At 66.8% G+C, this 23,634-nt stretch carries 26 protein-coding genes; 18 read left to right on the forward strand and 8 right to left on the reverse strand.

Annotation, left to right across the window (positions count from 1 at the left end; all coding sequences use genetic code 11):
- Positions 1–128: 128 nt before the first annotated feature.
- Both ACTOQ1_RS21735 and ACTOQ1_RS21740 read left to right on the forward strand, forming a co-directional pair.
- Positions 129–659 carry a deoxycytidylate deaminase gene (locus tag ACTOQ1_RS21735; RefSeq protein ID WP_440069737.1) on the forward strand — a complete coding sequence of 177 codons (531 nt, stop codon included), beginning with the start codon at positions 129–131 and terminating at the stop codon, positions 657–659.
- Positions 660–681: 22 nt separating this feature from the next.
- Complete coding sequence (locus ACTOQ1_RS21740) at positions 682–2,022, forward strand: hypothetical protein (RefSeq protein WP_440069739.1); 1,341 nt, start codon at positions 682–684, stop codon at positions 2,020–2,022.
- Positions 2,023–2,236: 214 nt separating this feature from the next.
- Here ACTOQ1_RS21740 and ACTOQ1_RS21745 read toward each other — a convergent pair whose 3' ends face one another.
- Positions 2,237–3,241, reverse strand: coding sequence for a LacI family DNA-binding transcriptional regulator (locus ACTOQ1_RS21745; RefSeq protein ID WP_440069741.1), 1,005 nt, complete (start codon positions 3,239–3,241; stop codon positions 2,237–2,239).
- 250 nt (positions 3,242–3,491) lie between these two features.
- Between ACTOQ1_RS21745 and ACTOQ1_RS21750 the strand changes: the two genes are divergently transcribed.
- From ACTOQ1_RS21750 to ACTOQ1_RS21765, 4 genes are all read left to right on the forward strand, one after another.
- On the forward strand, positions 3,492–4,775 hold the full coding sequence (locus ACTOQ1_RS21750) for an ABC transporter substrate-binding protein (RefSeq protein ID WP_440069743.1): 1,284 nt from the start codon (positions 3,492–3,494) through the stop codon (positions 4,773–4,775).
- A gap of 140 nt (positions 4,776–4,915) precedes the next feature.
- Positions 4,916–5,842, forward strand: a complete 927-nt coding sequence (locus ACTOQ1_RS21755; protein ID WP_440069745.1) for a carbohydrate ABC transporter permease — start codon at positions 4,916–4,918, stop codon at positions 5,840–5,842.
- Position 5,843: 1 nt separating this feature from the next.
- Complete coding sequence (locus tag ACTOQ1_RS21760) at positions 5,844–6,722, forward strand: carbohydrate ABC transporter permease (RefSeq protein ID WP_440069747.1); 879 nt, start codon at positions 5,844–5,846, stop codon at positions 6,720–6,722.
- Complete coding sequence (locus ACTOQ1_RS21765) at positions 6,719–8,080, forward strand: GH1 family beta-glucosidase (protein WP_440069748.1); 1,362 nt, start codon at positions 6,719–6,721, stop codon at positions 8,078–8,080. Before ACTOQ1_RS21760 ends, ACTOQ1_RS21765 begins: the two co-directional genes overlap by 4 nt.
- Positions 8,081–8,360: 280 nt before the next feature.
- Here the strand turns inward: ACTOQ1_RS21765 and ACTOQ1_RS21770 are convergent, their stop codons facing one another.
- The 3 genes from ACTOQ1_RS21770 to ACTOQ1_RS21780 form a co-directional block, all read right to left on the reverse strand.
- Complete coding sequence (locus tag ACTOQ1_RS21770; protein ID WP_440069750.1) at positions 8,361–9,197, reverse strand: hypothetical protein; 837 nt, start codon at positions 9,195–9,197, stop codon at positions 8,361–8,363.
- A gap of 299 nt (positions 9,198–9,496) precedes the next feature.
- The gene (locus ACTOQ1_RS21775; RefSeq protein ID WP_440069752.1) at positions 9,497–9,733 is read right to left on the reverse strand and encodes a hypothetical protein; all 237 of its coding nucleotides are present in this window, start codon (positions 9,731–9,733) and stop codon (positions 9,497–9,499) included.
- Positions 9,734–9,793: 60 nt separating this feature from the next.
- On the reverse strand, positions 9,794–10,048 hold the full coding sequence (locus ACTOQ1_RS21780) for a hypothetical protein (RefSeq protein WP_440069754.1): 255 nt from the start codon (positions 10,046–10,048) through the stop codon (positions 9,794–9,796).
- 51 nt (positions 10,049–10,099) lie between these two features.
- Here ACTOQ1_RS21780 and ACTOQ1_RS21785 point away from each other — a divergent pair, with 51 nt between their 5' ends.
- The 5 genes from ACTOQ1_RS21785 (at position 10,100) to ACTOQ1_RS21805 (ending at position 14,729) form a co-directional block, all read left to right on the forward strand.
- The gene (locus ACTOQ1_RS21785; protein ID WP_440069756.1) at positions 10,100–10,654 is read left to right on the forward strand and encodes a hypothetical protein; all 555 of its coding nucleotides are present in this window, start codon (positions 10,100–10,102) and stop codon (positions 10,652–10,654) included.
- A 680-nt stretch (positions 10,655–11,334) separates the two neighbouring features.
- Entirely contained in the window at positions 11,335–11,919 is a 585-nt protein-coding gene (locus ACTOQ1_RS21790) for a hypothetical protein (RefSeq protein WP_440069758.1), read from the forward strand.
- A 143-nt stretch (positions 11,920–12,062) separates the two neighbouring features.
- On the forward strand, positions 12,063–13,193 hold the full coding sequence (locus ACTOQ1_RS21795; protein ID WP_440069760.1) for a sensor histidine kinase: 1,131 nt from the start codon (positions 12,063–12,065) through the stop codon (positions 13,191–13,193).
- On the forward strand, positions 13,190–13,858 hold the full coding sequence (locus ACTOQ1_RS21800; protein WP_440069761.1) for a response regulator: 669 nt from the start codon (positions 13,190–13,192) through the stop codon (positions 13,856–13,858). The genes ACTOQ1_RS21795 and ACTOQ1_RS21800 overlap by 4 nt, the downstream gene beginning before the upstream one ends.
- 223 nt (positions 13,859–14,081) lie before the next feature.
- Complete coding sequence (locus tag ACTOQ1_RS21805) at positions 14,082–14,729, forward strand: class I SAM-dependent methyltransferase (protein WP_440069763.1); 648 nt, start codon at positions 14,082–14,084, stop codon at positions 14,727–14,729.
- Between the two features lie 118 nt (positions 14,730–14,847).
- On the opposite strand, the gene ACTOQ1_RS21810 is transcribed toward ACTOQ1_RS21805, so the two are convergent.
- Entirely contained in the window at positions 14,848–15,612 is a 765-nt protein-coding gene (locus ACTOQ1_RS21810; protein WP_440069765.1) for a hypothetical protein, read from the reverse strand.
- Positions 15,613–15,617: 5 nt separating this feature from the next.
- Here ACTOQ1_RS21810 and ACTOQ1_RS21815 point away from each other — a divergent pair, with 5 nt between their 5' ends.
- Positions 15,618–15,839 carry a hypothetical protein gene (locus ACTOQ1_RS21815; protein WP_440069767.1) on the forward strand — a complete coding sequence of 74 codons (222 nt, stop codon included), beginning with the start codon at positions 15,618–15,620 and terminating at the stop codon, positions 15,837–15,839.
- 17 nt (positions 15,840–15,856) lie between these two features.
- Here the strand turns inward: ACTOQ1_RS21815 and ACTOQ1_RS21820 are convergent, their stop codons facing one another.
- On the reverse strand, positions 15,857–16,438 hold the full coding sequence (locus ACTOQ1_RS21820) for a hypothetical protein (protein WP_440069769.1): 582 nt from the start codon (positions 16,436–16,438) through the stop codon (positions 15,857–15,859).
- Between the two features lie 232 nt (positions 16,439–16,670).
- On the opposite strand from ACTOQ1_RS21820, the gene ACTOQ1_RS21825 reads away from it, so the two are divergent.
- On the forward strand, positions 16,671–17,216 hold the full coding sequence (locus ACTOQ1_RS21825) for a site-specific integrase (RefSeq protein ID WP_440069771.1): 546 nt from the start codon (positions 16,671–16,673) through the stop codon (positions 17,214–17,216).
- 297 nt (positions 17,217–17,513) lie between these two features.
- Complete coding sequence (locus tag ACTOQ1_RS21830; RefSeq protein WP_440069773.1) at positions 17,514–18,023, forward strand: hypothetical protein; 510 nt, start codon at positions 17,514–17,516, stop codon at positions 18,021–18,023.
- A gap of 198 nt (positions 18,024–18,221) precedes the next feature.
- Here the strand turns inward: ACTOQ1_RS21830 and ACTOQ1_RS21835 are convergent, their stop codons facing one another.
- Positions 18,222–19,382: a hypothetical protein gene (locus ACTOQ1_RS21835; protein ID WP_440069775.1), complete on the reverse strand. Its 1,161-nt coding sequence runs from the start codon at positions 19,380–19,382 to the stop codon at positions 18,222–18,224.
- 238 nt (positions 19,383–19,620) lie between these two features.
- On the opposite strand from ACTOQ1_RS21835, the gene ACTOQ1_RS21840 reads away from it, so the two are divergent.
- From ACTOQ1_RS21840 to ACTOQ1_RS21850, 3 genes are all read left to right on the forward strand, one after another.
- On the forward strand, positions 19,621–19,998 hold the full coding sequence (locus ACTOQ1_RS21840; RefSeq protein ID WP_440069777.1) for a hypothetical protein: 378 nt from the start codon (positions 19,621–19,623) through the stop codon (positions 19,996–19,998).
- A 2-nt stretch (positions 19,999–20,000) separates the two neighbouring features.
- A complete protein-coding gene (locus tag ACTOQ1_RS21845; RefSeq protein ID WP_440069779.1) occupies positions 20,001–20,255 on the forward strand; it encodes a hypothetical protein in 255 nt (84 codons plus the stop codon).
- Positions 20,256–20,765: 510 nt separating this feature from the next.
- Positions 20,766–21,137 (forward strand): hypothetical protein, encoded by a 372-nt coding sequence (locus ACTOQ1_RS21850; protein ID WP_440069781.1) that lies wholly within the window; start codon positions 20,766–20,768, stop codon positions 21,135–21,137.
- 40 nt (positions 21,138–21,177) lie between these two features.
- On the opposite strand, the gene ACTOQ1_RS21855 is transcribed toward ACTOQ1_RS21850, so the two are convergent.
- Positions 21,178–22,050 carry a GntR family transcriptional regulator gene (locus ACTOQ1_RS21855; RefSeq protein WP_440069782.1) on the reverse strand — a complete coding sequence of 291 codons (873 nt, stop codon included), beginning with the start codon at positions 22,048–22,050 and terminating at the stop codon, positions 21,178–21,180.
- Positions 22,051–22,162: 112 nt separating this feature from the next.
- Here ACTOQ1_RS21855 and ACTOQ1_RS21860 point away from each other — a divergent pair.
- Positions 22,163–23,634 (forward strand): replication initiator (locus tag ACTOQ1_RS21860; RefSeq protein ID WP_440069784.1); only part of this gene is annotated, 1,472 nt, incomplete at its 3' end.

Below are 23,634 nucleotides of genomic sequence, written 5' to 3' on the forward strand. Positions count from 1 at the left end.
AGCGAGTGAGAGAGGTGGAGTTGCGACTTTTGAGGTTGTCTTGAGCATATGTGGAGGCCGAGTGATTCGCAGGTAATAAAGGGAATAATGGGCCAGATCGGGTGTGGAACACGAGACGGGAGACAGCGGTGGCGAACGGACTGAGCAAGGCCTGGACATGGCCGTCTGATGTCATCACCTCCATTGAAGAGGCGATATCCGCGGTCGGTCACACTGGGAATTGTCTGAAGCGCAAGGTCGGAGCCGCACTGGTTTCTCTGGGCGGATCTGTGTTGGTGGCCGGCGCCAATGGCACACCCGAGGGAATGCAGCCCTGCGACCAGGGCGGTTGCGTGAGATGCGCGACGGCCTCCCGCTACGCGCACGGGGTTGGATACGATTTATGCCTGTGCCTGCACGCTGAGCAATCGGTTCTGTTGTCAGCCCTGCACAACGACATAAAGACGCGGAATTGTATTCTCGTGACGAGCTATCAGCCGTGCTTCATGTGCGCCAAACTGATCGTCGCGGCCCGGATGGAAGGCGTCCTTTACTCGGAGCCCTGGCGCGTCCCCGAGGAGGAAAGCGGTCTTGCCGGTCTGACCGCGAACTACGAGGCGCTGTGGACGCAACTGCCCATGGGCTGTGTGCGCTTGAACGAGGAGTCGCGTCCACTCTGAACACGAGTCGGAGGAGGGGAAGATGAGTGCCTTACAGTTGGGGCAACTGCAACCGACACTGCAAAGCGAATGGTCCCAAAAGCAGCTCTTCGCCCTCATCAACTTCTCCATGCTGTTCAGCGACACCATCCTCTTGCACGACACCCAGCTTCTTGACAATCCTCATGTTCTTGAAGGATTCAGGGCACGAGCCGCTGGGATGACCGGCGCGAACCTTTTCAATCAGCTCCGCGAGGGGATGAGCGAAGGCCTTGTCGACGTCGGCATACGCGATGGCATGCTTGTGACCCCGGATGATTTCAGGTCGTGCGGCGCCCTGGAAGATGTCGTTCGCTCCTGGATAGCCCAACGAATGCCGGGTGTGGGTTCGGTTCGCTCGGACATGCCCTTCCGCTCGGACGTGCTTGAGCTCGCGAGGGATCTTGATTGGACGTTGAACCGGGGAGATAGACGCCCTGTCCGGTATGACTACATCCAAGTGAAGTCCGATTTTCAAGATCGAATCCGGGAGGGCATCGACTCGACCGGCTCGCCTCTGGCATTGGAGCTGAATCGCCTGCCGGCAGAGTTCGTCAGCAGGTATCGAGAGATCGTTGATCGTCCATGGTTCTCACACAACGATGTGTTTCAGCTTGCGAGGGCCGAAGAAACAGCCACCGACCTCGTAATGATGCAGGGATACCTGGACGAGGCCGCCTACTCTGCTCACTTTGGGATCGATCTGTCGGGAAGTGATAGGAGGAAGGCGATTCCCAGCCGGAGTGCAGAGCGGCTCTTTCGCTCCGCGCGGCATCGGGAGAGGGTCGTCACCGTCGACGATCTTCTGTTGGAGCATGCCGCGAAGTTGGTCGAAGGACCGAGCCTGGACGCCCTCGCCCTCCTGCGGATACCGGACATTCTGGAGTTACGAGCCCTCGGGGCTGACGCCAGGGCACTCCGAGCAAATCTGGTCGACGGTGTTGTCACTTCGGAGAGCGAAGACCTGTTACTGGAAGCATTCAACGACTATTGGAAATCAATTTACAGCTTCATTCGTAAACGCTTCCCCATGTCGTCAAGACGCCCGACCAAGCTGCTGATCATCCTGCGGAACAGACTGCCCAGAGTGGCAGACTTCGCCGTCCGGGGGACTCGGCTGGCGCATCGCGTGGCTCCCAGTGTCGTGGGGTCGCTACAGGTGCCCGGACAACCCGCTACCAAAAGCGTCTTTCAGGCGGTGAGTCGATACGTCGGGCTGGAGTTTCTCATCTTCACGCACAGTGACTCATTCAAGTCCTTGAAATCCACCCTGCCGCGCAATACCTGGAGAGTGCTGGTCTCGGAGCGAACACAGACGAGGGAGAGACCGGAGATAGACAGGTAGGGGTGACGGAGAAAAGCGGAGATTCAGGGGCGGACCCCTCGATGCCCCTTGGACCGAACGTATATCGAACGTATGAGGCCTGACGACCTACTGGCCCCGAGGCCGACAAACGGTACAGGGACGGCAACCAGCGACCGGGGAACCCGTCCGACTTCCTCCGACAGCGGTCGACGAGAACAAGCTGAGCAGCCGAGGTTCCGACCGCGGGCCAGGTCTACCCGGTGGAGCCGCGGACGACCAGCTGGGTGGGCAGGATCCGCGGGAGAGGGGTGACACCTTCGTTGATCATCGTGATGACCGCCGCGGCCGCCGCCGTACCGAAGCCCGCCTTGTCCTGGGCCAGCGTCGTCAGCCCCGGCGGCACCAGCGCGGCCAGCTCGATGTCGTCGAACCCGACCAGCGCGATGTCCTCGGGCACCTTCAACCCCGCCTCGGTCACGGCCCGCAGCGCGCCGATCGCCATCTCGTCGCCCGCGGCGAACACCGCGTCGGGCGGCTCCTCCAGCTCCAGCAGGGCGCGCATCGCGGCGTGACCACTCGACAGGTAGAAGTCGCCCTCGACGACCAGCTCCGGCCGGTGCGCCAGGCCGAGCGAGGCCAGCTCCTCCAGGTAGCCGCGCAACCGCTCCGCGCCCGGTCTGGTGCGGGCCGGGCCGGTGATGGTGGCGATGACCCGGCGTCCGGTCGCGTGCAGGTGGCGAACCGCCTCGCGCGCCCCGCCCACGTTGTCGGAGGTCACGTAGGTGGTCCGCGGCCCCTGGACGGGCCGGTCGAGGGAGACGCAGGGCACCTCCGACGCGGCCAGCGGCTGGAGCGCCGGGTCGGCCCTGCCGTTGTCTATGAAGACCACGCCGTCGAGGTTGTGCCTGCGCACGGCGCGGAGAAAGCTGTCGGGCGTGCCGTCCTCGCTGGTGGCGAGCATGAGCAGGTGGTAGCCGCGCTCGCTCAACGCGGTCTTCAGCCCGATGAGGATTTCCTGGAAGAACGGGTGCCGCCAGCCGGGGCGGCGGTGGTCGGTGTCCCAGATCAGGCCGACCATGTGGGACCTCTTGGTGGCCAGGGTGCGGGCCGACTCGTTGGGCAGGTATCCGATGCGTGCCGCGGTGCTGAGGATGAGCTCGCGGGTCTGGGCGTTCACCACCTCGGGGTTGTTGAACACGCGGGAGACAGTCGCCGACGACACCCCGCAAAGGCGCGCCAGCTCTCGAATCGTTGCCACGGGCGTACGTTATCGCATCTCGCTGAAACCGGTTTCATGTAACCGGTTGCATGGAAGTTATGTGAGAGCCCGCACCATGTCAACCCACCCCTGCGGATTTCCGGCGCGTGACTTTTCTGTGACTTGACAGGGGGTGCCGGTGATCTGTGAAATGTCCCACTAACAGGCCGATGCCGCACCGTTGCCGCGGGGCTCGGCCTTCTTATCGCATCTCGCAGTCACCCTTCCTCTCCCTTCGAAGGAGTCCCAGGTGTCTGCTGGACGAATCCGTCTCGCCGCCGGAGTGCTGGCCGCCGGCATGCTCGCCGCCGGTTGCGGTGGCTCCCCCTCCACCTCCACCGGCTCCACGCCGGCCGAGGGCAAGATCACCCTGACCCTCAACCTGTTCGGGAACATGGGCTTCAAGGAGCTCTACGCCAAGTACGAGGCCGCCCACCCCAACATCAAGATCGTCGAGAGGACGTCGGCGTACAACGACCACCACCGCAACCTCGCGGCGCACCTGGCCACCCGCAGCGGTACCGCCGACATCGAGGCGATCGACACCGGCTTCATCGCCCAGTTCAGGAACCAGCCCCAGCACTTCGCCGACCTGCGCCAGCACGGCGCCGACCAGCTCAAGGACCGCTGGCTGCCGTGGAAGTGGGAGGCCTCGCTGGCCAAGTCGGGGGCCCAGATCGGCTACGGCACCGACGTCGGCGGCCTGGCCATGTGCTACCGCCGCGACCTGTTCAAGAAGGCCGGGCTGCCCACCGACCGTGACGAGGTCGCCAAGCTCTGGCCCGACTGGACGTCCTACTTCGAGACCGGCAAGCGCTACACCGCCAAGAAGCCCGAGGGCGCCGCGTTCTTCGACGGCGGCCCCCAGGTGTTCAACGCGATGATCGGCCAGGCCGAGACCGGCTACTACGACACCCAGGACAACGTCGTGGTCGCCACCAACCCGGCCGTCCGCTCCGCCTACGACGAGGTGCTCAAGGCCGTCGCCGACGGTCAGTCGGCCAAGCTCGTCGGCAGCTCGCCCGCCTGGAACACCGGCTTCGCCAAGAGCCAGTTCGCCACCATCGCCTGTCCCGCCTGGATGCTCGCCAAGATCCAGGACCAGGGCAAGGCCTTCGCCGGGCAGTGGGACGTGACAGCCATCCCCGGCGGCGGCGGCAACTGGGGCGGCTCCTACCTGACCGTCCCCGCCCAGAGCAAGCACCTGAAGGAGGCCGTGGAGCTGATCACCTGGCTGACGGCGCCCGAACAGCAGATCGAGGTGTTCACCAAGCACGGCATCCTGCCCTCCACCGTCGCCACCTACGACAAGCCCGAGGTGACCGGGCTCAAGCACGAGTTCTTCAACGACGCGCCGATCGGGCAGATCTTCACCACCGCCGCCCGCAACCTCAAGCCGCAGTACCAGGGCCCGAGGGCCGGCGACATCCAGACCGCCATCCGCGACTCGATCAACCGCGTGGAGGAGGGCAAGCAGGACGGCGCCGAGGCGTGGACGCAGATGCTCGAGGACGTCGAGCGCATCAGCAAGTGACGCGCGTCGATCCGTGAGAGCCGGCGACGGCGGGCGGTCAGGGCCCGCCGTCGCCTTCCTTCCCCCGAGGAGCCGACCGTGACCTCCGTCTTCCCCGAGGAGCCGACCGTGACCTGCGGATCCCCCGAGGAGTCCCGACCGTGACCTCCGTCAGATCAGGGCCCCGGCGCCGCTGGGCCTACCAGCTCGACGTCAAGGGCTCGCCGTACCTCTACATCGCCCCGTTCTTCCTGCTGTTCGGCCTGGTGGGCATGTTCCCGCTGCTGTACACCGCCTACGTCTCCCTCACCGACTGGAACCTGCTGGATCCGGCCCGCGAGTGGGTGGGGCTGGCCAACTACGCCGAGTTGCTGGCCGACGACTACTTCTGGAACGCGCTGTTCAACACCGTCAGCATCTGGCTGCTGTCCACCGTGCCGCAGCTGCTGGCCGCGCTGTTCATCGCGCACATGCTCAACCGCAGGCTGCGCGCCCGCACGCTGTTCCGGATGGGCGTGCTGCTGCCCAACGTGACCTCGATCGTCGCGGTCACGATCATCTTCGCCCAGCTCTTCGGCCGCGACTTCGGCATGGTCAACTGGGCCCTCGGCCTGGTGGGCCTGGATCCGATCGACTGGCAGGCCGGCACGCTCTCCTCGCACGTCGCGATCTCGATGATCGTCATCTGGCGGTGGACGGGCTACAACGCCCTCATCTACCTGGCCGCCATGCAGACCATCCCCGAGGACCTGTACGAGGCGGCCCGGCTGGACGGCGCGAGCCAGTTCACCCAGTTCCGGAAGATCACCGTGCCGATGCTCCGACCCACGATCATCTTCACCGCCGTCGTGTCGACCATCGGCGGTTTCCAGATCATCGCCGAGCCGCTGCTGTTCCAGGCCGGCACCGGCAACCCGACCGGCGGCTCGGACCGCCAGTTCCAGACCGTCGGCCTCTACCTCTACGAGCAGGGCTTCAGCATGTACGAGTTCGGCTACGCCTCGGCGATCGCCTGGACGCTCTGCATGATCATCGTGGTCATGGCGCTCGTCAACTTCGCCATCACGCGCAGGATCAGGAGCAGCTGACATGGCAACCGCCACCGCCGTCCGACGCGGTTTGAACCGCCGGGCCGTCCGGCGCGGCCTGAATCCCCTGGGTGCGGGGTTCTGGACCTACGCCGCGCTCGTCGCCGTACTGCTCGGCTCGCTGTTCCCCATCTACTGGTCGCTGATCGTGGCCTCCCACGACAACGACGCCATCGCCAGCGTCCCGCCGGTCCTCACCCCCGGCGGCCACCTGTTCGAGAACATCGCCCGGGTCTTCGACACCACCGCGTTCGGCCAGGCGATGCTCAACTCCTTCCTCGTGTCCGGCTCGGTCACCGTCTCGGTCGTGCTGTTCTCCACGCTGGCCGGCTTCGCCTTCGCCAAGCTGCGCTTCCGCGGGCGCAACGTGCTGCTCGTCATGGCCATCGCCACCACCACCGTGCCGCAGCAGCTCGGCATCATCCCGCTGTACATCCTCATGGCGGAGCTCGGCTGGACCGGCAGGCTCGAGGCGGTGATCGTGCCCGGCCTGGTCACCGCGTTCGGCGTGTTCCTGATGACCCAGTACCTCTCAAGCGCCATCCCCGACGAGCTGCTGGAGGCCGGTCGCATCGACGGGTGCAGCACGCTGCGGCTGTTCTGGCACGTGGTGCTGCCCGCCGCCCGGCCGGCCGCCGCCGTGCTCGGCCTGTTCACCTTCATGCAGGCCTGGAACGACTTCTTCTGGCCGCTGGTCGTCCTCACGCCGGAGAACCCGACCGTCCAGGTCGCGCTCTCCAGCCTGGCCAGCGGCTACACCACCGACTACGCACTCGTGCTCACCGGCACCGTGCTCGCGATCGTGCCGATCGTGGCGGTCTTCGCCGCGCTGGGCCGTCAGATCATTGGGGGAATCATGTCAGGAGCGATCAAGGGATGACCCAGGAACGTATCGCCTTTCCCGCCGGATTCGTGTGGGGGACGGCCACCGCCGCCTACCAGATCGAGGGCGCCGTGGACGCCGACGGGCGCGGGCCCTCGATCTGGGACACGTTCTGCCGCGTCCCCGGCGCGGTGGCCAGGGGCGAGAGCGGCGAGCACGCCTGCGATCACTACCACCGCTGGCGGGAGGACGTGGAGCTGATGGACCGGCTCGGCGCCGGCGCCTACCGCTTCTCGCTGGCCTGGCCCAGGATCGTGCCCGACGGCGACGGCCGGGTGAACCAGCGCGGCCTCGACTTCTACCGGCGGCTCGCCGACACCCTGCGCGAGCGCGGCATCGAGCCGTACGTCACCCTCTACCACTGGGATCTGCCCCAGGCGCTGGAAGACCGCGGCGGCTGGCGCGACCGCGACACCGCCGAGCGCTTCGCCGACTACGCCGAGATCGCGCACGAGGCGCTGGGCGACACGGTGTCACATTGGATCACGCTGAACGAGCCGTACTGCTCCTCCATCGTCGGCTACGCGGAAGGCCGCCACGCACCCGGCGCACGCGAGGGTCACGGCGCGCTCGCCGCCGCCCACCACCTGCTGCTGGGCCACGGCCTCGCGGTGTCCAGGCTGCGGGCGCGGGCGCGGGCGGGGCAGCAGGTCGGCATCACGCTCAACATGTCGCCCACGGTGCCCGCGACCGGTTCGGCGGCCGACGCCGACGCGGCGCGCAAGATGGACCTGCTGGTCAACCGGCAGTTCACCGACCCGCTGCTGCTCGGTGCCTACGCGTCCGACATGGCGGAGACCTTCGGCGCCATCAGCGACTTCTCCTTCCGCCGCGAGGGCGACCTGGAGGTCATCGGCGCTCCGCTGGACTTCCTGGGCGTCAACTACTACTACCGCATCCACGCCGCCGCGGCGCCGTACGAGCAGGCGGACCCCGCGCTGCGCTCCGCCTTCGACCTCGGGGTGCGCAGCGTCACCCCGGACGGCGCGGCGACCAGCGGGCTGGGCTGGCCGATGGAGCCGCAAGGGCTCCACCAGACTCTCCTCGGCCTGACCCGGCGCTACCCCGCGCTGCCGCCGATCTTCATCACCGAGAACGGCTACGGCGACGACGGGACCCTCGACGACACCGGTCGCGTCGGCTTCCTGCGCGACCACCTGGCCGCCATCCGCACCGCGATGACCGACGGTGTGGACGTGCGCGGCTACTTCTGCTGGTCGCTGCTGGACAACTTCGAGTGGGCCCGCGGGTACGCCGCCCGGTTCGGGCTCGTCCACGTCGACTACGAGACGCAGGTCCGCACCGAGAAGGCGAGCTTCCACTGGCTGCGCGAGTTCATCGGAAAACAGGAGTGAAGATCCCGTTCATCGGGAAACAGGGTGAAGATCCCGGCACTCGACCTCGGCACCTCACCGGTACGAGCGCCGACCGGCGGGCAGGCGCAGGGCCCCCGCGGCGGCGCGGGGCGTCGGCATCTTGAACCGTTGAAGAAACTCCGGGTCACCTCATGATCGGCGTCCTGCTGATCGCGAGGTCAACGTCCCAGCCGTGGATCGTGGCCCTCCGGCTGGAGCGCCTTCGTGCGCACCGGATATCGGGACGCCCTGGCCGCTTGATCGCCTGGAGCGGCGGTCGTCATCCGACGGCCGGATTCAGGGGGACGGAGGGCTCAGGCATCGACCAGTCCGAGGGCGTCACCACATCATCGGCGGAAGGAGCGGCGATGTCGGTTTCGGCGCCCCAGCCGGTCAAGCGAGCGTCAACGACATACGAGACGGGGACATCACCGTTCTTGGAGAACGGTTCGCTCCACGAACCCCAGGCCCTGCGCACCAGCTGGTCCTCACCGAGCCAGAGCCGCCAGGACACCTTGGCCTTCATTTCCTCTCTGGTGGGCTTCACCACGAGTCCAAAGGGAAGTCCGGGAGAGGCCTTGGAGAGCTGACCGACGGTGATCGTGCCCTGGTGGAGCGTGGTAGGAGTGCCGTCGTAGACGCCTGCGGGACGCTTGACCCTGGTGGTGGCCAGCACCGCCTTCAGCATGACCGGGTCGGCGAGCTTGATCCAGCCGGCGTCCAATACCGGCCGGATCTCATTGTCCTCCCGGAGGATCCAGCTTTTGCCGTTGGGCAAGTGGTCGTCCTGGATGTACTGGCAGCCCTCGACGACGACCTGCCGTATGGGGTCGGTCCAGTTTCTCCGGTCGGAGTCATAGGTCATATCGATGGCCGTGATCTTGCCCCTGCCGAACTCGGCGACGGCCTCGGTCCAGAAGTGTTCCTTCTCCCCATCCGCTACGTACATGGAGGTGAGGACCTTCGACATCTTCACGCCCCGGTTCTCGACGAGCCGGCGCTTGAGCGCGTCGATCGGGTCGGCCGGAGCGCCCTGGGCGTTCGCGGTGGTACCGAGACCGGTGACCACCATCGGGATGACCAGCATCACGGCCGACGCGGCGACCCATCGCCTCATCCGAGAACGTCCTCTCGCTCGTGCCCCACACGGTAAAGGGCTGCAGCGCAATCCTTACACCTCGAAGCCAAGGCCGAGCTCAAGGAGATCATCCGCGACGACGAAGACGGCCTGCCATCGCGTCGGGCGGCCATACCGTGGCCGATGCGGTCGCGTACCGGCTTGAGCACGGGCTGAAGTCGAATCGATCGGGGAGTCACCAGCGTTACGCGAAAACGCTCGTTCTGGCCCGCCCCCTCAAGGGCCGGGCCCACTGTCGCACCTGGGGCCCGGCGATTACGCCGGGTCCGTCGCGGCTGCTACCACCACGCCGTGAAGTGCCACTTGTTGGCCGTCGAATACGTGCAGGACGACACGTTGACCCCTGTCGCCTTGACCGCGGACCTCCAATAATTGCAGTTACCTGAGTCGGGGTAGCCGCCGTAGAACTTGCTTCCCAGCGCGACGGTCGAGGTCGACGCCGTACCGGCATAGGCGGTACCCGTCAGGGAGAAAGCCGCTCCGGCGATGGCGATACCGACGACCGCCCTTTTCATGACTCCCATGGTGTGACCCTTCCCGTGGATCCGCGAGAACTTTCCGCTACCCGTTTATTCTCAACCGGCGATTACCGGCACGCAAGGCCGGTCCGGTAATGGAACATACCATTTACAGAAATTAATAAATCCGTCCGGCGCTTTCGAGTATTTCGAAATTAACGCGATTTCGAGTCCGGCCGACGCACGAAGATCACGCCCGCCACCTGCTCGCTTCGGCGCGCCGCGCACTTCGCCGGCCTGGTCCTCACGTCTGCCGCCGACCGGCCCGCACAGCTTGTCCCGGGTGGCGGCGGGGCGGGGTTCATCCTTCACAGTCCGGCCTCGTGGTGGACGTGTCTGTTGCCCCGCGGATAATGTGCGCGCGTGCCGCTTACTGATTCCGAGATCGCCGCCCAGTTCGCGCCCGCCGGGCTGCTCTTCGTCCGGCGGGTGGAAGGAGAGGTCCGGCAACCTCAATTGCCACCGGGACGTTACCCCTCAAGCGCTCGACCCGAGGATGGCCGATTCGACTCTCGGCCGGACGAGATTCCCGATGTCGACGACCCGGAAATGCCCGTCAAGGTCAACGCGAGTTGGTTCCGTATGGCGTCGGAGTTCGGCCTCTTCAACGAAGATCGCGAGTTCCTGCTGCTGGTCAACTACGCAGACGAAGAGGACGAGTGGGAGGAACACTACGGATGGGTCCAGATGCGTCTTCTTGACGAATGGGATCTTGCCGCAAGCGGGGTGGAACGACTGCGCAGCTCGATCGCCGGGACGTTCACCCCTCGTTTCGTCCCGGAGTTCCGCATGGTGTCCCTTGACGGCCGGACGGTCATCGAGACCACGGTGTGGGGCGATGGCACCGTCAGCACCATCGCCATCCGGCCCCCTGCCACCGCTCCTGCCCACGGTGCTGAGGAGACTGCCCGGGAATAGGCGCAAGGTCTTGGTGGCTGCTCGGTTCGCCACCCTCCGAGCGGCCTACGGCTTTACGGCGCGTAACCGGAGCGACGGCTCTCCACCCGCAGCGGATCGGGACATTCGAACCACGCATCGGCGGTGAGCCGGGAGGCACGAAATCCCGTGGCCGTGCGGTCATGCTGGAACTCTCCTCTCCCTGCTCACAGCGCCTGCAGACGTCCGATGGGACGCCTCAGAGATCCCGTCACGCGGACACGCGAACACGCGAAAACAAGGCGGTGTGCTGCTGCGTACCACCTGGCCGCACAGCCGGCGGAAACCCTCTCCGACCTGGGCTTTTGACTGCGGAGCCCAGGAGATTCGAACTCCGGACATCCTGCTTGCGAACGGGAGCCGGTCACCACCTGAGAGGCTCCCCGCCCTGCTCGGGCGTGGGATGGCGGACGTCGGCACGCGGTGCTGTGCGGCACTGCCGCCGTACCTCGCTGCCGTACAGGACTCCGCCTCCACCTGGGCATTCAGTGGCGAGCCCCCCGGACGGCGCCTGAGACCTGCCTCTGGTGGCCGGGATGTCGCCGATACGAGGGAGGACTCCCTCGTGAGAGGGAGCGCGGGGATCGCTCTCCTCGGCGATTACTTTCAGGCCGGAGAAATCCAGGATCGAGGCGTAGGCAAACCACTGAGGAGTCTCCCGGATGAACCCCCGCATCGCATTCGTCGCAGCCCCCCTGCTCGTCATGACCTATGGAGTGATCCGGATCCTCGACGGACTCGACGGCAGCCGAGGTCCCGGCCTCGCCTGGACCACCGGCCACCTCGCCTTCATCGCGGCCCTGGCCATGTTCGTCTCCACCTTCCTGCAGATGCGCCGGATGGCGGGACGAAACGCTCTCGCCAATGTGAGCGCCACGATCGGAATCGTCGGCACCCTGGCGCTTTCCGCGCAGTTCCTCATCGACATGGTGGTCGGCCTCCTGTCCGCCGACCGCGCCGGTATGGGCGTTCTCTTCGACCAGATCCAGGCCGTCCCCGGTGTCTCCATCGCCGTCTACGACGGCGGCCCGTTCCTCTTCTACATCGGCCAGCTCGCGCTCGTCGTCCAACTCGCCGTCGTCCGCCGCGTCAAGCTCTGGACGCCCTTCCTGGTCCTGCTCGACCTCCTCCTCCCGTTCGTCGACAAGGACCTCATCCCGCTCGGGGCCATCCTTCTGCTCGTCTCCTTCGCCCCTCTCGCCGGTCAGGTCTCCCGTACCGCCAAGCCCGTCCCCGCCGTCGCGTGACAGGACGCCAACCGGCGGGCCGTCCGATCCGTCGTTTCGCGTTCCCCGCGTTCCCCCTGGTCGCTGTGCCGGAAGGCCGGAAAGAGGAGGCAAGATTGGACGCTGTGTCCGCCTTGCCGTTTTTTGTCCGAGCTCGCAGCCGGTTGAGATCTCTTCCACCCCCGTGGCTGGACACAGCGCTCGCCGTACTGGTGATGGGCGTGCAGTTGTGGCCGTTCCTCTCCCGCGAGAACCCGTATGCCGTGCCATGGCACTGGTGGGGATACGCGGTCGTGGTCGCCGCCGCCGTGCCGCTGGTGTGGCGACGGCGGGCGCCGGTGGTCGCGCTGGTATGCACCCTCGTCGCGACCTCCCTCTACGACCTCGCGGACGAGGTCCCCTCACAGCCGATCTGGTACGGCGGGCTCATCGCCATGTACACGGTCGCCGCCCACTCCTCGCGCCTGCCCCGCGTGATCATGTTCATCTTCTCGGTCGGCGGGGGCCTGCTCCTGGTCGGCTCCTCGGAGACCGCGCTGCGCGGCGTCGTGCTGTTCGTCGCCGCGTACGCGATCGGCCGCGCCTCCGCCGCCTCCCGCGCATACGCCGCCGCCCTGGAGGAGCAAGCGTCCCGGCTGAAGTACGAGCGCCAGGCCGAGATCGAGCGGGCCGCCGAGCGCGAGCGAGCCCGGATCGCCCGCGACATGCACGACATCCTCGCCCACTCGGTCAGCCTCATGGTGGTACAGGCCGAGGCCGGTCCCGTCGTGGTCAGAAGCGACCCGGCCCGCGCCGAGGCCGCCTTCGACGCGATCGCCTCCGCGGGACGCGACGCCATGGTCCAGCTCCGCCGCATGCTGACCGCGCTCAAGGAGGACACGGGGTCGCGCGCGCCGCGACCGACCATCGACGACCTTGCCGGGCTGGCCGACCAGGTCTCCGACGCCGGGCTCGACGTGACCTACTCCACCTCGGGTGAGCCCAGGCCGCTGCTTCCCGACATCGAGGTCGCCGCCTACCGGGTGACCCAGGAAGCCCTCACCAACATCGTCAAGCACGCGGGCGCCGCCCGTGCCGGCATTCGGCTCCTCTGGCAGGACGACACACTCATGATCATCGTCACCGACGACGGCCGCGGCTCCGGGCCGTCCTTCCCCGCCGGCGGAAACGGTCTCATCGGCATCCGCGAGCGCGCCGCCGCCTTCGGCGGCTCCGCCACCATGGGCCCTCGCCCGGACGGACCGGGTTTCCAGGTGCTCGTACGGCTGCCGCTGGCACAGGCGGTGACGGCATGACCCTGAGAATCGTGGTGGCCGACGACCAGGAGCTGGTGCGCGCCGGGTTCAGCATGATCCTCGACGCCCAGCCCGACATCGAGGTCGTCGCCGAGGCGAACGACGGTGCCGAGGCCGTCGCGGCGGTCCGTGAGCACCGGCCGGACGTGCTCCTCCTCGACATCCGCATGCCCACGATGAACGGCATCGAAGCAGCCAGGATCGTGTGCGCCGAGACCGACTGCCGGGTGCTCATGCTGACCACGTTCGACCTGGACGACTACGTTTACGACGCGCTGCGAGCGGGCGCGAGCGGGTTCCTGCTCAAGGACGTCCGCCGCGACGACCTCGTCCACGCGGTACGGGTGGTCGCGGCCGGGGAGTCACTGCTCGCGCCCTCCGTCACGAGAAAGCTGATCGCCGACTTCACCTCCAGAACGGTCACCCGTCCGGTCACCCCACCTGCTGAGCGACTCGCCGTACTCACGGCTCGCGAGCAGGAGACACTTCGGATGATCGCGCGCGGACTGTCCAACGCGGAGATCGCCGCAGCCATGGTGCTCAGCGAGCACACGGTGAAAACGCACGTCAGCAACGTGCTCACCAAACTCGGGCTGCGCGATCGGGTACAGGCGGTGGTCGCCGCCTACGAGACCGGTCTCGCGGTCCCCGGCGGATCGGTGTGAACGCCGACGACCCACCCCACCGCTCCGGCCCGGACAGCCCACCGGCTTCTCGTCCGGCCATCGGACCCGGTTCCGGCCATCGGACCCGGTTCCCGCCATCGGACCCGGTACGGCGGAGGACGGCCCGATCACGCTCGCCGGTGGGCTCCGAACACGGCCGGTGCGCGCCGGCACCCGGATCGGCACCCCGGGGCGATCGAGAAGTGCTCTGTACTGTGGCTCCATGAAGGATCTTGGTCGTCAGGTCACGTACTGGGACACTGCCGGCGCTGAGAAGACGTTCACCCACCCCGTCGATCTCGGCTGGCTGGCGACCGTGGACCGGGAGGCTCGGATCCTGGACTACGGCTGCGGCTACGGCCGTGTCATGGCCGAGCTGAGCCGGCAGGGCTTCTCCGACGTATCGGGAGTGGACCCGTCTTCCGCTCTGATCGCGCGGGGTCGCCGGTCGCACCCCGACCTGCGCCTCGCGGTGCTGGAGTCCCCGCCAAGCCTGCCGTGCCCGCCGACGAGCTTCGATGTCGTGCTGTTGTTCGCGGTGCTGACGTGCGTTCCCGACGACGGCGCGCAGCGGGCGCTCATCGCCGAACTCGCCCGCGTCCTGGCACCCGGTGGGCTCCTCTACATCAGTGACATGGTGCTGCAGGACGACGAGCGAACCCGGGACCGCTACGCCGCCTACGCCCAGCGGTTCAGAACCCCATACGGAGTGTTCGCCACCGACGACGGCGCGGTGGTACGACACCACGACACAGCCGAACTGCACGCCCTCCTGCCTGAGTTCGATCTCGTGGAAGAGCGTCAGACCTCGGTCGTCACGATGAACGGTCACCCGGCGCAAGCGGTGCAGCTGCTGGCCCGCAAACGGTGATCGGGTGAGCCGTGCCGGAGCCTGACAGTCACCTTGATCTCCGCCGCCTGGCTCATACCGCTCTCAGAAGGTGGCTGAGCAGGGCCTTGCAAAACTCCAGGGGGCCTTTCGAGGAGGCTCAGTAGCTGTGGTTGGGCCAGTGCGAGTCCTCCCAGCGGGCGGGACCTGTGAGGCCGAGCAACCGTACCCGGTGGAGCAGTTCTTCGGGAGCGTTCTGGGCACGGAGCCGGGCAGGGGCGTGGCGGATCAACCAGGCCGTCAACGCGGTACGCGTCTCTTCCTCGTTCCCCCAGTTCCAGCTTTCCCAAGGGAGTTGGTCTCCCAGTAAGCGGTACTCCCAGTGCGCCACCGCTTCGGCCAGGTGCTGGTCGGCCACGGCGTGCGTGTGTGCTTCCCAGGTGTGCAGCCATGGGCTGAGCGTGGTGGCGGCTTCGGCACACAGGGCGAGGACCTCGTGCGCGGGCACAGCGGGATCCGGGTCGGTGAGAGTGTGAGCCCACCAGGCGTGCAGGAATTCCCGCACCGCCGCGGCCTGCTCGTCAGGCCACTGCTGCCACTCGCCCAAGGCAAGTGAATATCCGACCTCCTCAATGCCGAACAAGGACTCGGCGAGGCCGCCGGCGAGGGCCGTGGAGAGCTGGGGCAGGATGCGACGCAGCACGGATGCGTGGTCATCCCAGTCCTTGGCCTGCCAGGCGGCACGCAGACGGTCAGGACTCAATTCCACATCCGGCACCTTCAACCGGGCGAGGTCCTCCGCGCCGCCCCAGTGGCACTCGCAGTTCTGCTCGTCGGGATGGGCGGTCATGCCGCGGAAAGTGACGGCCACTCGGTCCAGCGCGGCGTCGAGACGAAGACGTGCGGGCGTCTGGTCAAGGTTCATCGCGGGTGTCCGCCTTCAAGGACTCCGGGAGCCTGAGCCAGCCGAAGATCGCTACCTTACCGGGCCCATGGTCGGCCCGGCTGCATCGGCATCTCATGGGACTGGACACTCGATCAGCATCTGCGCTGATCTTCGAAAGGCTTCAGATCATCAAGACGACGCCGTCGTCGGCGAGTTCTTCGGGGGTGAACACCACGCCGGCGTCGTCGGCCGGCTCGGCGCTGTAGCCGATACGGTCGGCTGATCACCAGTTGTCCCAGCCTTGGTAGCCGTACCAGCGGTCCTTCAAATAGCGGTAGCTGGCGTCGGCAGTCTCGACCGGCTCACCGAAGGGCAGCCAGAGGAAGCCCTTGTTGCCGTCCAGGAACCAGTCCTGGGCGCTGAACTCCGCACTGCCGGGTACCTTTTCTCCGGTATCACTATTCAAGTGCTGTTGTCCGCCGCACACGTAGTACAGGCCCACCCATTGACAGGGCTCTTTACGGTCGGGATTTTCGGCAACGGATTTGGCGTAAGCCTCCATGCTGGGTGCGGAGAGCGTGAAGCGTATCCAGAACGGCGCGTCGGTCATGAGGGCGAGCATGACGCCGCCCGCGATGAACCACGGGATGATCCAGCGGCCGCTGGAGGAGCTCTCCAAGGTTCCCTTGCGCTCGGCCCAAACCATTCGAATGGCCCAGTAAGCGAGCAGCAACGCACCAACGGGAATCGTGAACAGGAACATCTCGATCCCGTACCAGTACGGGTAGCTGGCCCATGTCAAGACGACGGCTGCCGCAGCTGAGAAAACGACCACGAAGGGCAACCCAGGCGGCTTGCTGATCACGACGTCACCTTAATGCTCTTCCCCGCGACACCGGGCAGTCGGAGCGGCCGGCATTGCGTGACACCAGGTCGGCGGCTTCGCGATGTACGGCGGGGCGACCCTACGACGATGCCTCGCGCGGCGCCCGCGCCGCGACCGACCCCAGGCCGCGCAGCTCGGGGCGGGGACGCTGGCGCAGGGCGTACGGCGGCGCGCCACGCCGCCGCTTGACCTGGAGGCCGGGACCGTGCGCGTGGAACGTCAGTTGATGCAGCTCACCGGCAAGGGGATCGTCTTCACCGAACCCAAGTCGGCGGCGGGCAAGCGGACCGTGGTGATCCCCGGGCTGATCATCGAGGATCTGCGGGCGCACGTGAAGGCCTCCACCCAGGACGGCGACAAGGGGCTGATCTTCGCGGGGCCGGATGACGGGCCGCTCCGGAACACCGACTTCAACCGCCGCGTCTGGGCTCAGGCGCTCAAAGACGCGAACCTTCCGAAGATCCACTTTCACGACCTGCGGCACACCGGCAACACCCTCGCCGCGAACGCCGGGGCGTCGATCCGGGAGCTGATGGAGCGCATGGGCCACTCCAGCACGCGCGCCGCGATGGTCTGTCAGCACTCGACCGACGAGCGGCAGCGGGAGGTGGCCCGGAAGCTCGACGGCATCGCCCGTGGGGCACTTGCGAAGGGATCGGGCACGGGAGCGAAAGAAGGCCGAATGAAGATCAAAGCCCAGGTTGCGGCAACACACCTGACCTGGGCTTTTGTCTGTCCTAAGGGGAGTGGAGCCTAGGAGATTCGAACTCCTGACATCCTGCTTGCAAAGCAACCCAGGTGGGGGCGGGACCATGGGCGATACCCGCTCCCACCTGGGCTTACGGTCCACGGCGATCCACCGTCGTCCGGCCTCGTCCATGGTCGTTGTCACCCAGTTGGTCACTCAGTGATTCGCCTCTCCGCGCCGGTCAGAGCACGCTCTTATAACTCCTAACACAACAGGACAGCCGCGTTCGAGACCGCGATCGGTCGTTGGACCAAGCGGCCTGCCCAAGCCGGGGCGACTCCGGAAATCGTCCTATACGATCTTTCGGTGCTGACGGAGAAGAACGCGCCGACGGGCCGTCGTTCGTGGGCGTGGTTCGCGGTGGCGGTGAGCGCTTCGCTAGTGCCGTGGGCGTTGCTCGCTACGACGGAAGGCGGAGGGTCCGCTCCCCCCTTGCCCTTGATGATGATCGCCATCTCCCTTGCCGGGGCCTCGGCGCGGAACCTCATAGTCCTGGACGTCTTCGTCATCGGTGTCCTGCCGCTTTTAGTGGGCCTCGTTGCCGTGACAAGATCTCGCATGCTGGTCGGCGCCACCAGCGGAATCTGCGGCGTCCTGGCCCTGCTTCATCTGGTGCCCTTGCTGGAACGGCTTCCGATAACCCTTCCACCGGCGAACGCCACTGCGGACATGTTCGCTGGCAGTCAGCCGGACTTCTACTTCGGTACGCACCCAGAGGGAGGGGTCTGGGCGCTGGCTCCCATCGCCTATGCGGTCAGCGCCGTCGCACTCCTCGTTGCCGCCCGGCGGAGAGCTCGCGGCGTGACGCGGGACTGACTTCGTGGCTGCCGTACTCCCTGATCACTTTCCGCCCCCATACCCGATGGGACTCTGCTTGGGTAGATTCGAGTGATCATCGTCACGGGGTCACCGTTCGCGCGTCGTCAACAGATTGATCATGTTCTCGGACGCGGCTGCTTTCATGCTTTTAGAAGCCCTTGAGCTACGTGGAAGTAGCGGCGTCTTCCCCGGTCCTCATACGAGGCCGCTCAGTTCTCGATATGCCTCGCGTAGTTCTACGGCTTCCGGCATACGACGCGTCTCGATGGCACCGATCACCTCGCGCGCCCTCCAGTAGTTGGACGGCACCAGCACGCCGCTCGTCATGGTCGTGAGAGCAAGCTGACCCGCCTCGTCGGGCTGATCAGTAGCCAGAAGCGCCAGAGCAAGGTCAAGGCGCGCGGAGGCTGCCCGACGCGGACGAACCAACCCGTCCGCGGCCGACTCCAGGCGGGCGAGAACCTGCCGGGCGTACGGCTCGGCGGCCGGATCCCCCAGCCACGACAGCGTGGTCGCCACGTACGCCTCGCTCTTGGAAGGGTCGTAGCGGTAGTGGTGCTCGGGATGATCGGGCACCGACAGCGGCGAGACCAACCGGGCAACGCGATTCAGCGCATCACGCGTCTCCGGACCGGACCCAAGTCGTGCCCAGATCCGGCCCTCCTGCGCGGTCGCCTGAATGTAAGCGGAGCTGGTGCGCGGTGCGATCGCCTGCGCCCCTTGGGTCAAGGTCAAGGCGCGGCGGTAGTCGCCGGTGGTGACCGCCTGCCAGGCCTCCGTCTCCAGGCACCACGCGGCGATCTCGGGATGCTCGGCGTGCTTGGCCAGCTGGGCGGTCGTCCGAAGCCACGTTCCGGCGGCCTCGAACTGGCGAAGGTCGATGTGGCAGGTGGAGGCCAGCAGCGACAACCAGCCACCAGCCGTGAGAAGGCGTCGATGCTCGGCGAACGTCTTCTTGGCGTCGACCAAGTGCGAGACGTACGACAGGTGCTGACGCACTCGTTCCAGCAACTCGGCCGGTGGTGTCGCCTGGTAAGCCATCGCGAGGTCGTCGACGGCCAGCTCCAGCCGGTCAAGCGTTTCGGTGCCCACGTCGCTGGCGGCGACACGGCGGGCCAGCTCCAGTGCCTCGATCTCTTCGGCGAAGTGAGGACTGCCCGGCGTCGTACTCTCCGGCTCCTCGCTGAACAGCTCGGCTTCTTCCGCACCGAACACCCGGCAGTAGAGCAGCCGGTACGGGTCCTTGGGCTGGTGCTTGCCCGCCTCCCAATCCTTGATCATGCGGATCAGGGAATCCCGCTCGGGCAGGCGGGCACGAGTACGCGGATCGGCGGCCTCGGCGAGCTGCCTGGCCATGTCTCGCTGGGTCCACAACTTGCCACGCCTCGCGGCGCGTAACCGTACGGCCCAGGCCGGAACGTTATTCATTGTGTGCACCTCGGGGGACTGGGGTCCTCCTGTCTCCCTCAGTCTCCCCTACTCGCACTGTCGGCGCGGGATACCCGGCGATGTCATGGGAGCACCAGGAAAAACGGGACCCGCAGGCGCGGTAACGCCGTACGGGTCCCTTGATCGCACACTGGAGGTGCGACCCATGGACAACTGTAGAGCCGTCCCGCCCGCCGTCGACGAAGCAACCGTAGAGACCCACGACAAGGCGCTGGCAGTCGTTCAACGGCTTCTCAACGAGCGGGGAATCCGTGCTCACCGTCATCACACGATCAGCCTGGGGCTGTTCGCCAACAGCGCGGCTGCCTGGCCCGACCAGCCGCCTCTTCGGTCGTGGATGGAGCGACACCCGCCGGAGCTGACCGTGAAGGGTCCGCAAGGTTGGCGCATGGCCACGGTAACCATGGGGCCGCGCTCGGGCAGCTACCTTGTCTCCCTGCGCGACAGCTCCGACCTCCAGGCGGTGCGAAGCGAGCATCCCGAACAGGTGGTCGCCCTGATCGTCGCTGCTCGGGGGACGTGACCGTGTACGGCTGGGTCATCTTGGGCGATGCGGCCACCAAGAGAGCCAACGGCCAGGAGGTCATCGTCACGGTCGGCAAGTCGGGCGACATCGGGTCGGCCATCAGAGCGTGGGAGGACGCCGAGCGCCACCGGATGCTGTACGAACTGGGCAACCTCGGTCGCCTGGTCGATGCCGCGCTGGCCCGCCTCCAGGGCCACCACCGCACTCCGGGAAGTCACGGAAAACGCACGCCGCAAACCGACCACATCAAATAATCACCGATCGGGTGCGGCGACAGACCTCCCGTGGTCGCGTTGCCGTACCCGACCAGAAATGACCGTGATCAGGTAACCGTGTCATCCGGTGGCAACCTGACCCGGAGCGCAGTGCCGCCAGGCGCGAGCACTGGAAGCAGGGCGGCAGAGCCCTTGATCATCGCCATGTGGGCGTTCCTGAGGTCACCGAGTGGAGACGGCCGGCGCAATGCCGAATGGCACCCCGTAGGGGCCGCGAAGCGGTTGGGCCGGCGGTCGGAGCGGCAGGCGGCAGCGCGTACCGGTGGCGGCGGGGGCGTTCGGTGCGGCGGGTGCTCGGTGCGGTGGGCGGTGGGCTTACGCCGTGCCGTCCCGGCTGGCGCGGGCCGGGACCGGCCGCCAGGGCCGCACGCCCGGCCCGCTGGCCGTACCGGGGCGGCGGGGCGTGTCCCGCCGTGCGACGGCGCGAAGCGCTGGCGCCTTGAACCAGTAAAGAAACTCTGAGCCACCAATGATCAGTAGTGTGGAGCCATGCCGCTTGAAGGGACGTCGTCGCCGACACCCAAGATCCCGTCTGAGTGGGGGGACGTGTACGGCTTCCTGGAGGAGGTACGGCGTCGACCAGGGATGTGGATTCGTGGCGGCTCCCTCCGGGAGCTGGAAACGATGCTGGTCGGGTACAAGCTCGCGCTGGATGTTCATGGTGTCGAGGAGCGATTCGATCTGTGGCCGAACGGCCCCTTCTCCGAATGGCTCGCTCGCTACGGTCGGTCGAGCGCATTGGGCTGGGCGGCCGAGATCGAACGACAGGTAGAACCCGGCACTACGCCTCTGGACGCGTTCTTCGCCTTCCTGGACGAGTACCGAGCTGATCAGGACGAGAGCAACGCTGAGGCGAGTTAACGCCCTGCGACCTGCCGAAACATATTCCCTTGATGCCGCGCTAGATCATGAGGGCGATGCCGTTGTCGGCGAGTTCTTCGGGGGTGAATACCGCGCTGGTGTCGTCGGCGAGTTCGGCGCTGTAGCCGATCTCGTAGCGGTTGGCGGGGGCCTTGACCTCGGTGACCTCGATGGGGTGGCCGTTGGCGTGGGCCATGGTGCGGCGGATGATCAGGATGGCTTCGGCGTAGTCCATGCCCAGGCGGGTGCGTTCGTCTTCGTAGGCGATGCGGGAGGTGGTCAGGGTCATCCACCGGATGGGGCCGTGTTCGCGGATGAGGGACTGGTAGAAGAAGCCGGGTCGTTTGCGGTACTGGTCGAAGCGCATGGGGGTGTCCCAGTCGGGGAGCATGTCGGCGTTGGTGTAGGAGTTGATCTCCAGGCGGGCTGAGGCGCCGTGGATGCGGGCGGTGTGGCCTCGGTGCCACATGCTGCGGCGGTGAATGACCGCATGTCCGGTGCGGACGCCGAGGATGATCGCGAGATCGCGGTTGGCGGTGATCTTCTCGCCGGTGAACAGCGGGGCCTCGGGGTCGACGTCGCGTAGGGCGAGGTCCCAGCCGAAGGCTTGGATGTCGGGGTGGTTGCCGGGGGCGGCCAGGTCGGGCCTGCTCTGGTGGCTGATGAGGATGACCTGTCGTTCGGGCATGGGGCGGACGAAGGAGCCGCGTCCGCGCATGACGTAGGCGAGTCCTTCGGAGACCAGGGTGTCGATGGCCTTGCGGACGGTGGGGCGCGAGACCTCGTAGCGGCGGACCAGTTCCGGCTCACTCGGCAGGGCTCCGCCTGGTGGGTAGCGGCCGTCCAGGATCGCGGTCCTCAGGTCACTCGCGATGGTGCGCCAGCGGACGTCTTTGTCCTCGGTGGTCTCCACGGCTGCTCCTTCTCGGGAAGTTCTATAACTACTTGTACTACAGGTTGCACGAAACCCTCAACGCAAGGCAACATGTAGTACAGGCAGTGTTGCATGAGAGGGGGTGGTCACTATGAACCAACCAAACGAGCACAACCAACAGGCACGACACCCGGAGTGGATGACCGATCTGGTCCAGGTGCTCAACGCACCGGGCTACGACCGGTGGCGCTCGATGGTGGCCGCTACCGGCGGCTGCGCCAACCCGATCCACCTGGCTGGAGAGTCAGCCATCGTCAACACCGACACCGGCGAGATCCTGCACACCTACCGCACCGCCGATGAGCCGTCCGGGCATCTGCTGGTGGCCTGCGGTAACCGCCGCGCCTCGGTGTGCTCGGCCTGCTCGGAGGTCTACCAGGCCGACACCTTCCACCTCATCCGCGCGGGCCTGTCCGGCGGCAAAGGCGTCCCGGAAACGGTGAGCGCGCATCCTCGGGCGTTCGTCACCTTGACCGCTCCGTCCTTCGGGCCGGTGCACACCCGGCGGGAGAAGAACGGGACGGTGCGGGCCTGCCGTCCCCGTAACCGCGACAAGGTCTGTGAGCACGGGCATCCGGTCGGCTGCCATGCTCGCCACGAGCCAAAGGACGAACGGCTCGGGCAACCCATCTGCGGCCGGTGCTACGACTACGTGGGCGCGGTGCTCTGGCAGGCACACGCGGGCGCGCTGTGGCACCGCTTCACCCTGGAAGTACGACGCACTCTGGCCAACGAGGCAGGGCTGAGCCGCAAGGAGTTCGGCAAACAGGTCCGGGTCTCCTTCGCCAAGGTCGCCGAGTACCAGCGGCGCGGCCTGGTGCACTTCCACGCCATCGTCCGCCTCGACGGTCCCGAAGGGGCCTGTGAACCCCCGCCAGACTGGGCTGATCACCACCTGCTCACCCGGTCGATCCCGCCAGCGGTGCGGCGGGTCACCGTGACCTCGCCCGCGAGTGATCTCGAACGGCGGGATCTGGTCTGGGGTGATCAGCTCGACATACGGCCCATCCTGCTCGACTCCCGCGCGGACGGGTTGAGTGAGCGGGCGGTGGCGGGCTACATCGCCAAGTACGCCACCAAGGGTGCCGAAGCCTCCGGCACCGTCGACCACCGCCTGTCGTGTCCGGCCTGCGGCGGTCGGGGGCGGCTGCGGCTGATGGCCTCCTGCGAACGCTGCCACGGAACCGGCCTGAAACCGGGCCTGCACCTGGACGCGCTCCCGGTCACCGAGCACGCCCGGCGCATGATCCGCACCTGCTGGGAACTAGGCGCACGCCCGGAGTTCGCTGCTCTGCGGCTGCGGCCTTGGTCGCACATGCTCGGCTTTCGGGGCCACTTCTCATCCAAGAGCCGCGCCTACTCCACCACCCTCGGTGACCTGCGGCAGGTGCGCTCCACCCACCGGGCCACCGAAGCACGTAAGCAGCGCGGTCTACCCGCTCTCGGTGACGAGACGACGCTCGTGCTCGGGCACTGGCGCTTCGCTGGGATGGGCTACACCCCCGGTGAGGCGATCATGGCCGAACACATCCGGCACCGCGTCTCCCAGGCCCGCGCCATCGC

It is taken from the genome of Streptosporangium sp. OZ121, from assembly GCF_051918885.1.
GTDB lineage: Bacteria > Actinomycetota > Actinomycetes > Streptosporangiales > Streptosporangiaceae > Streptosporangium.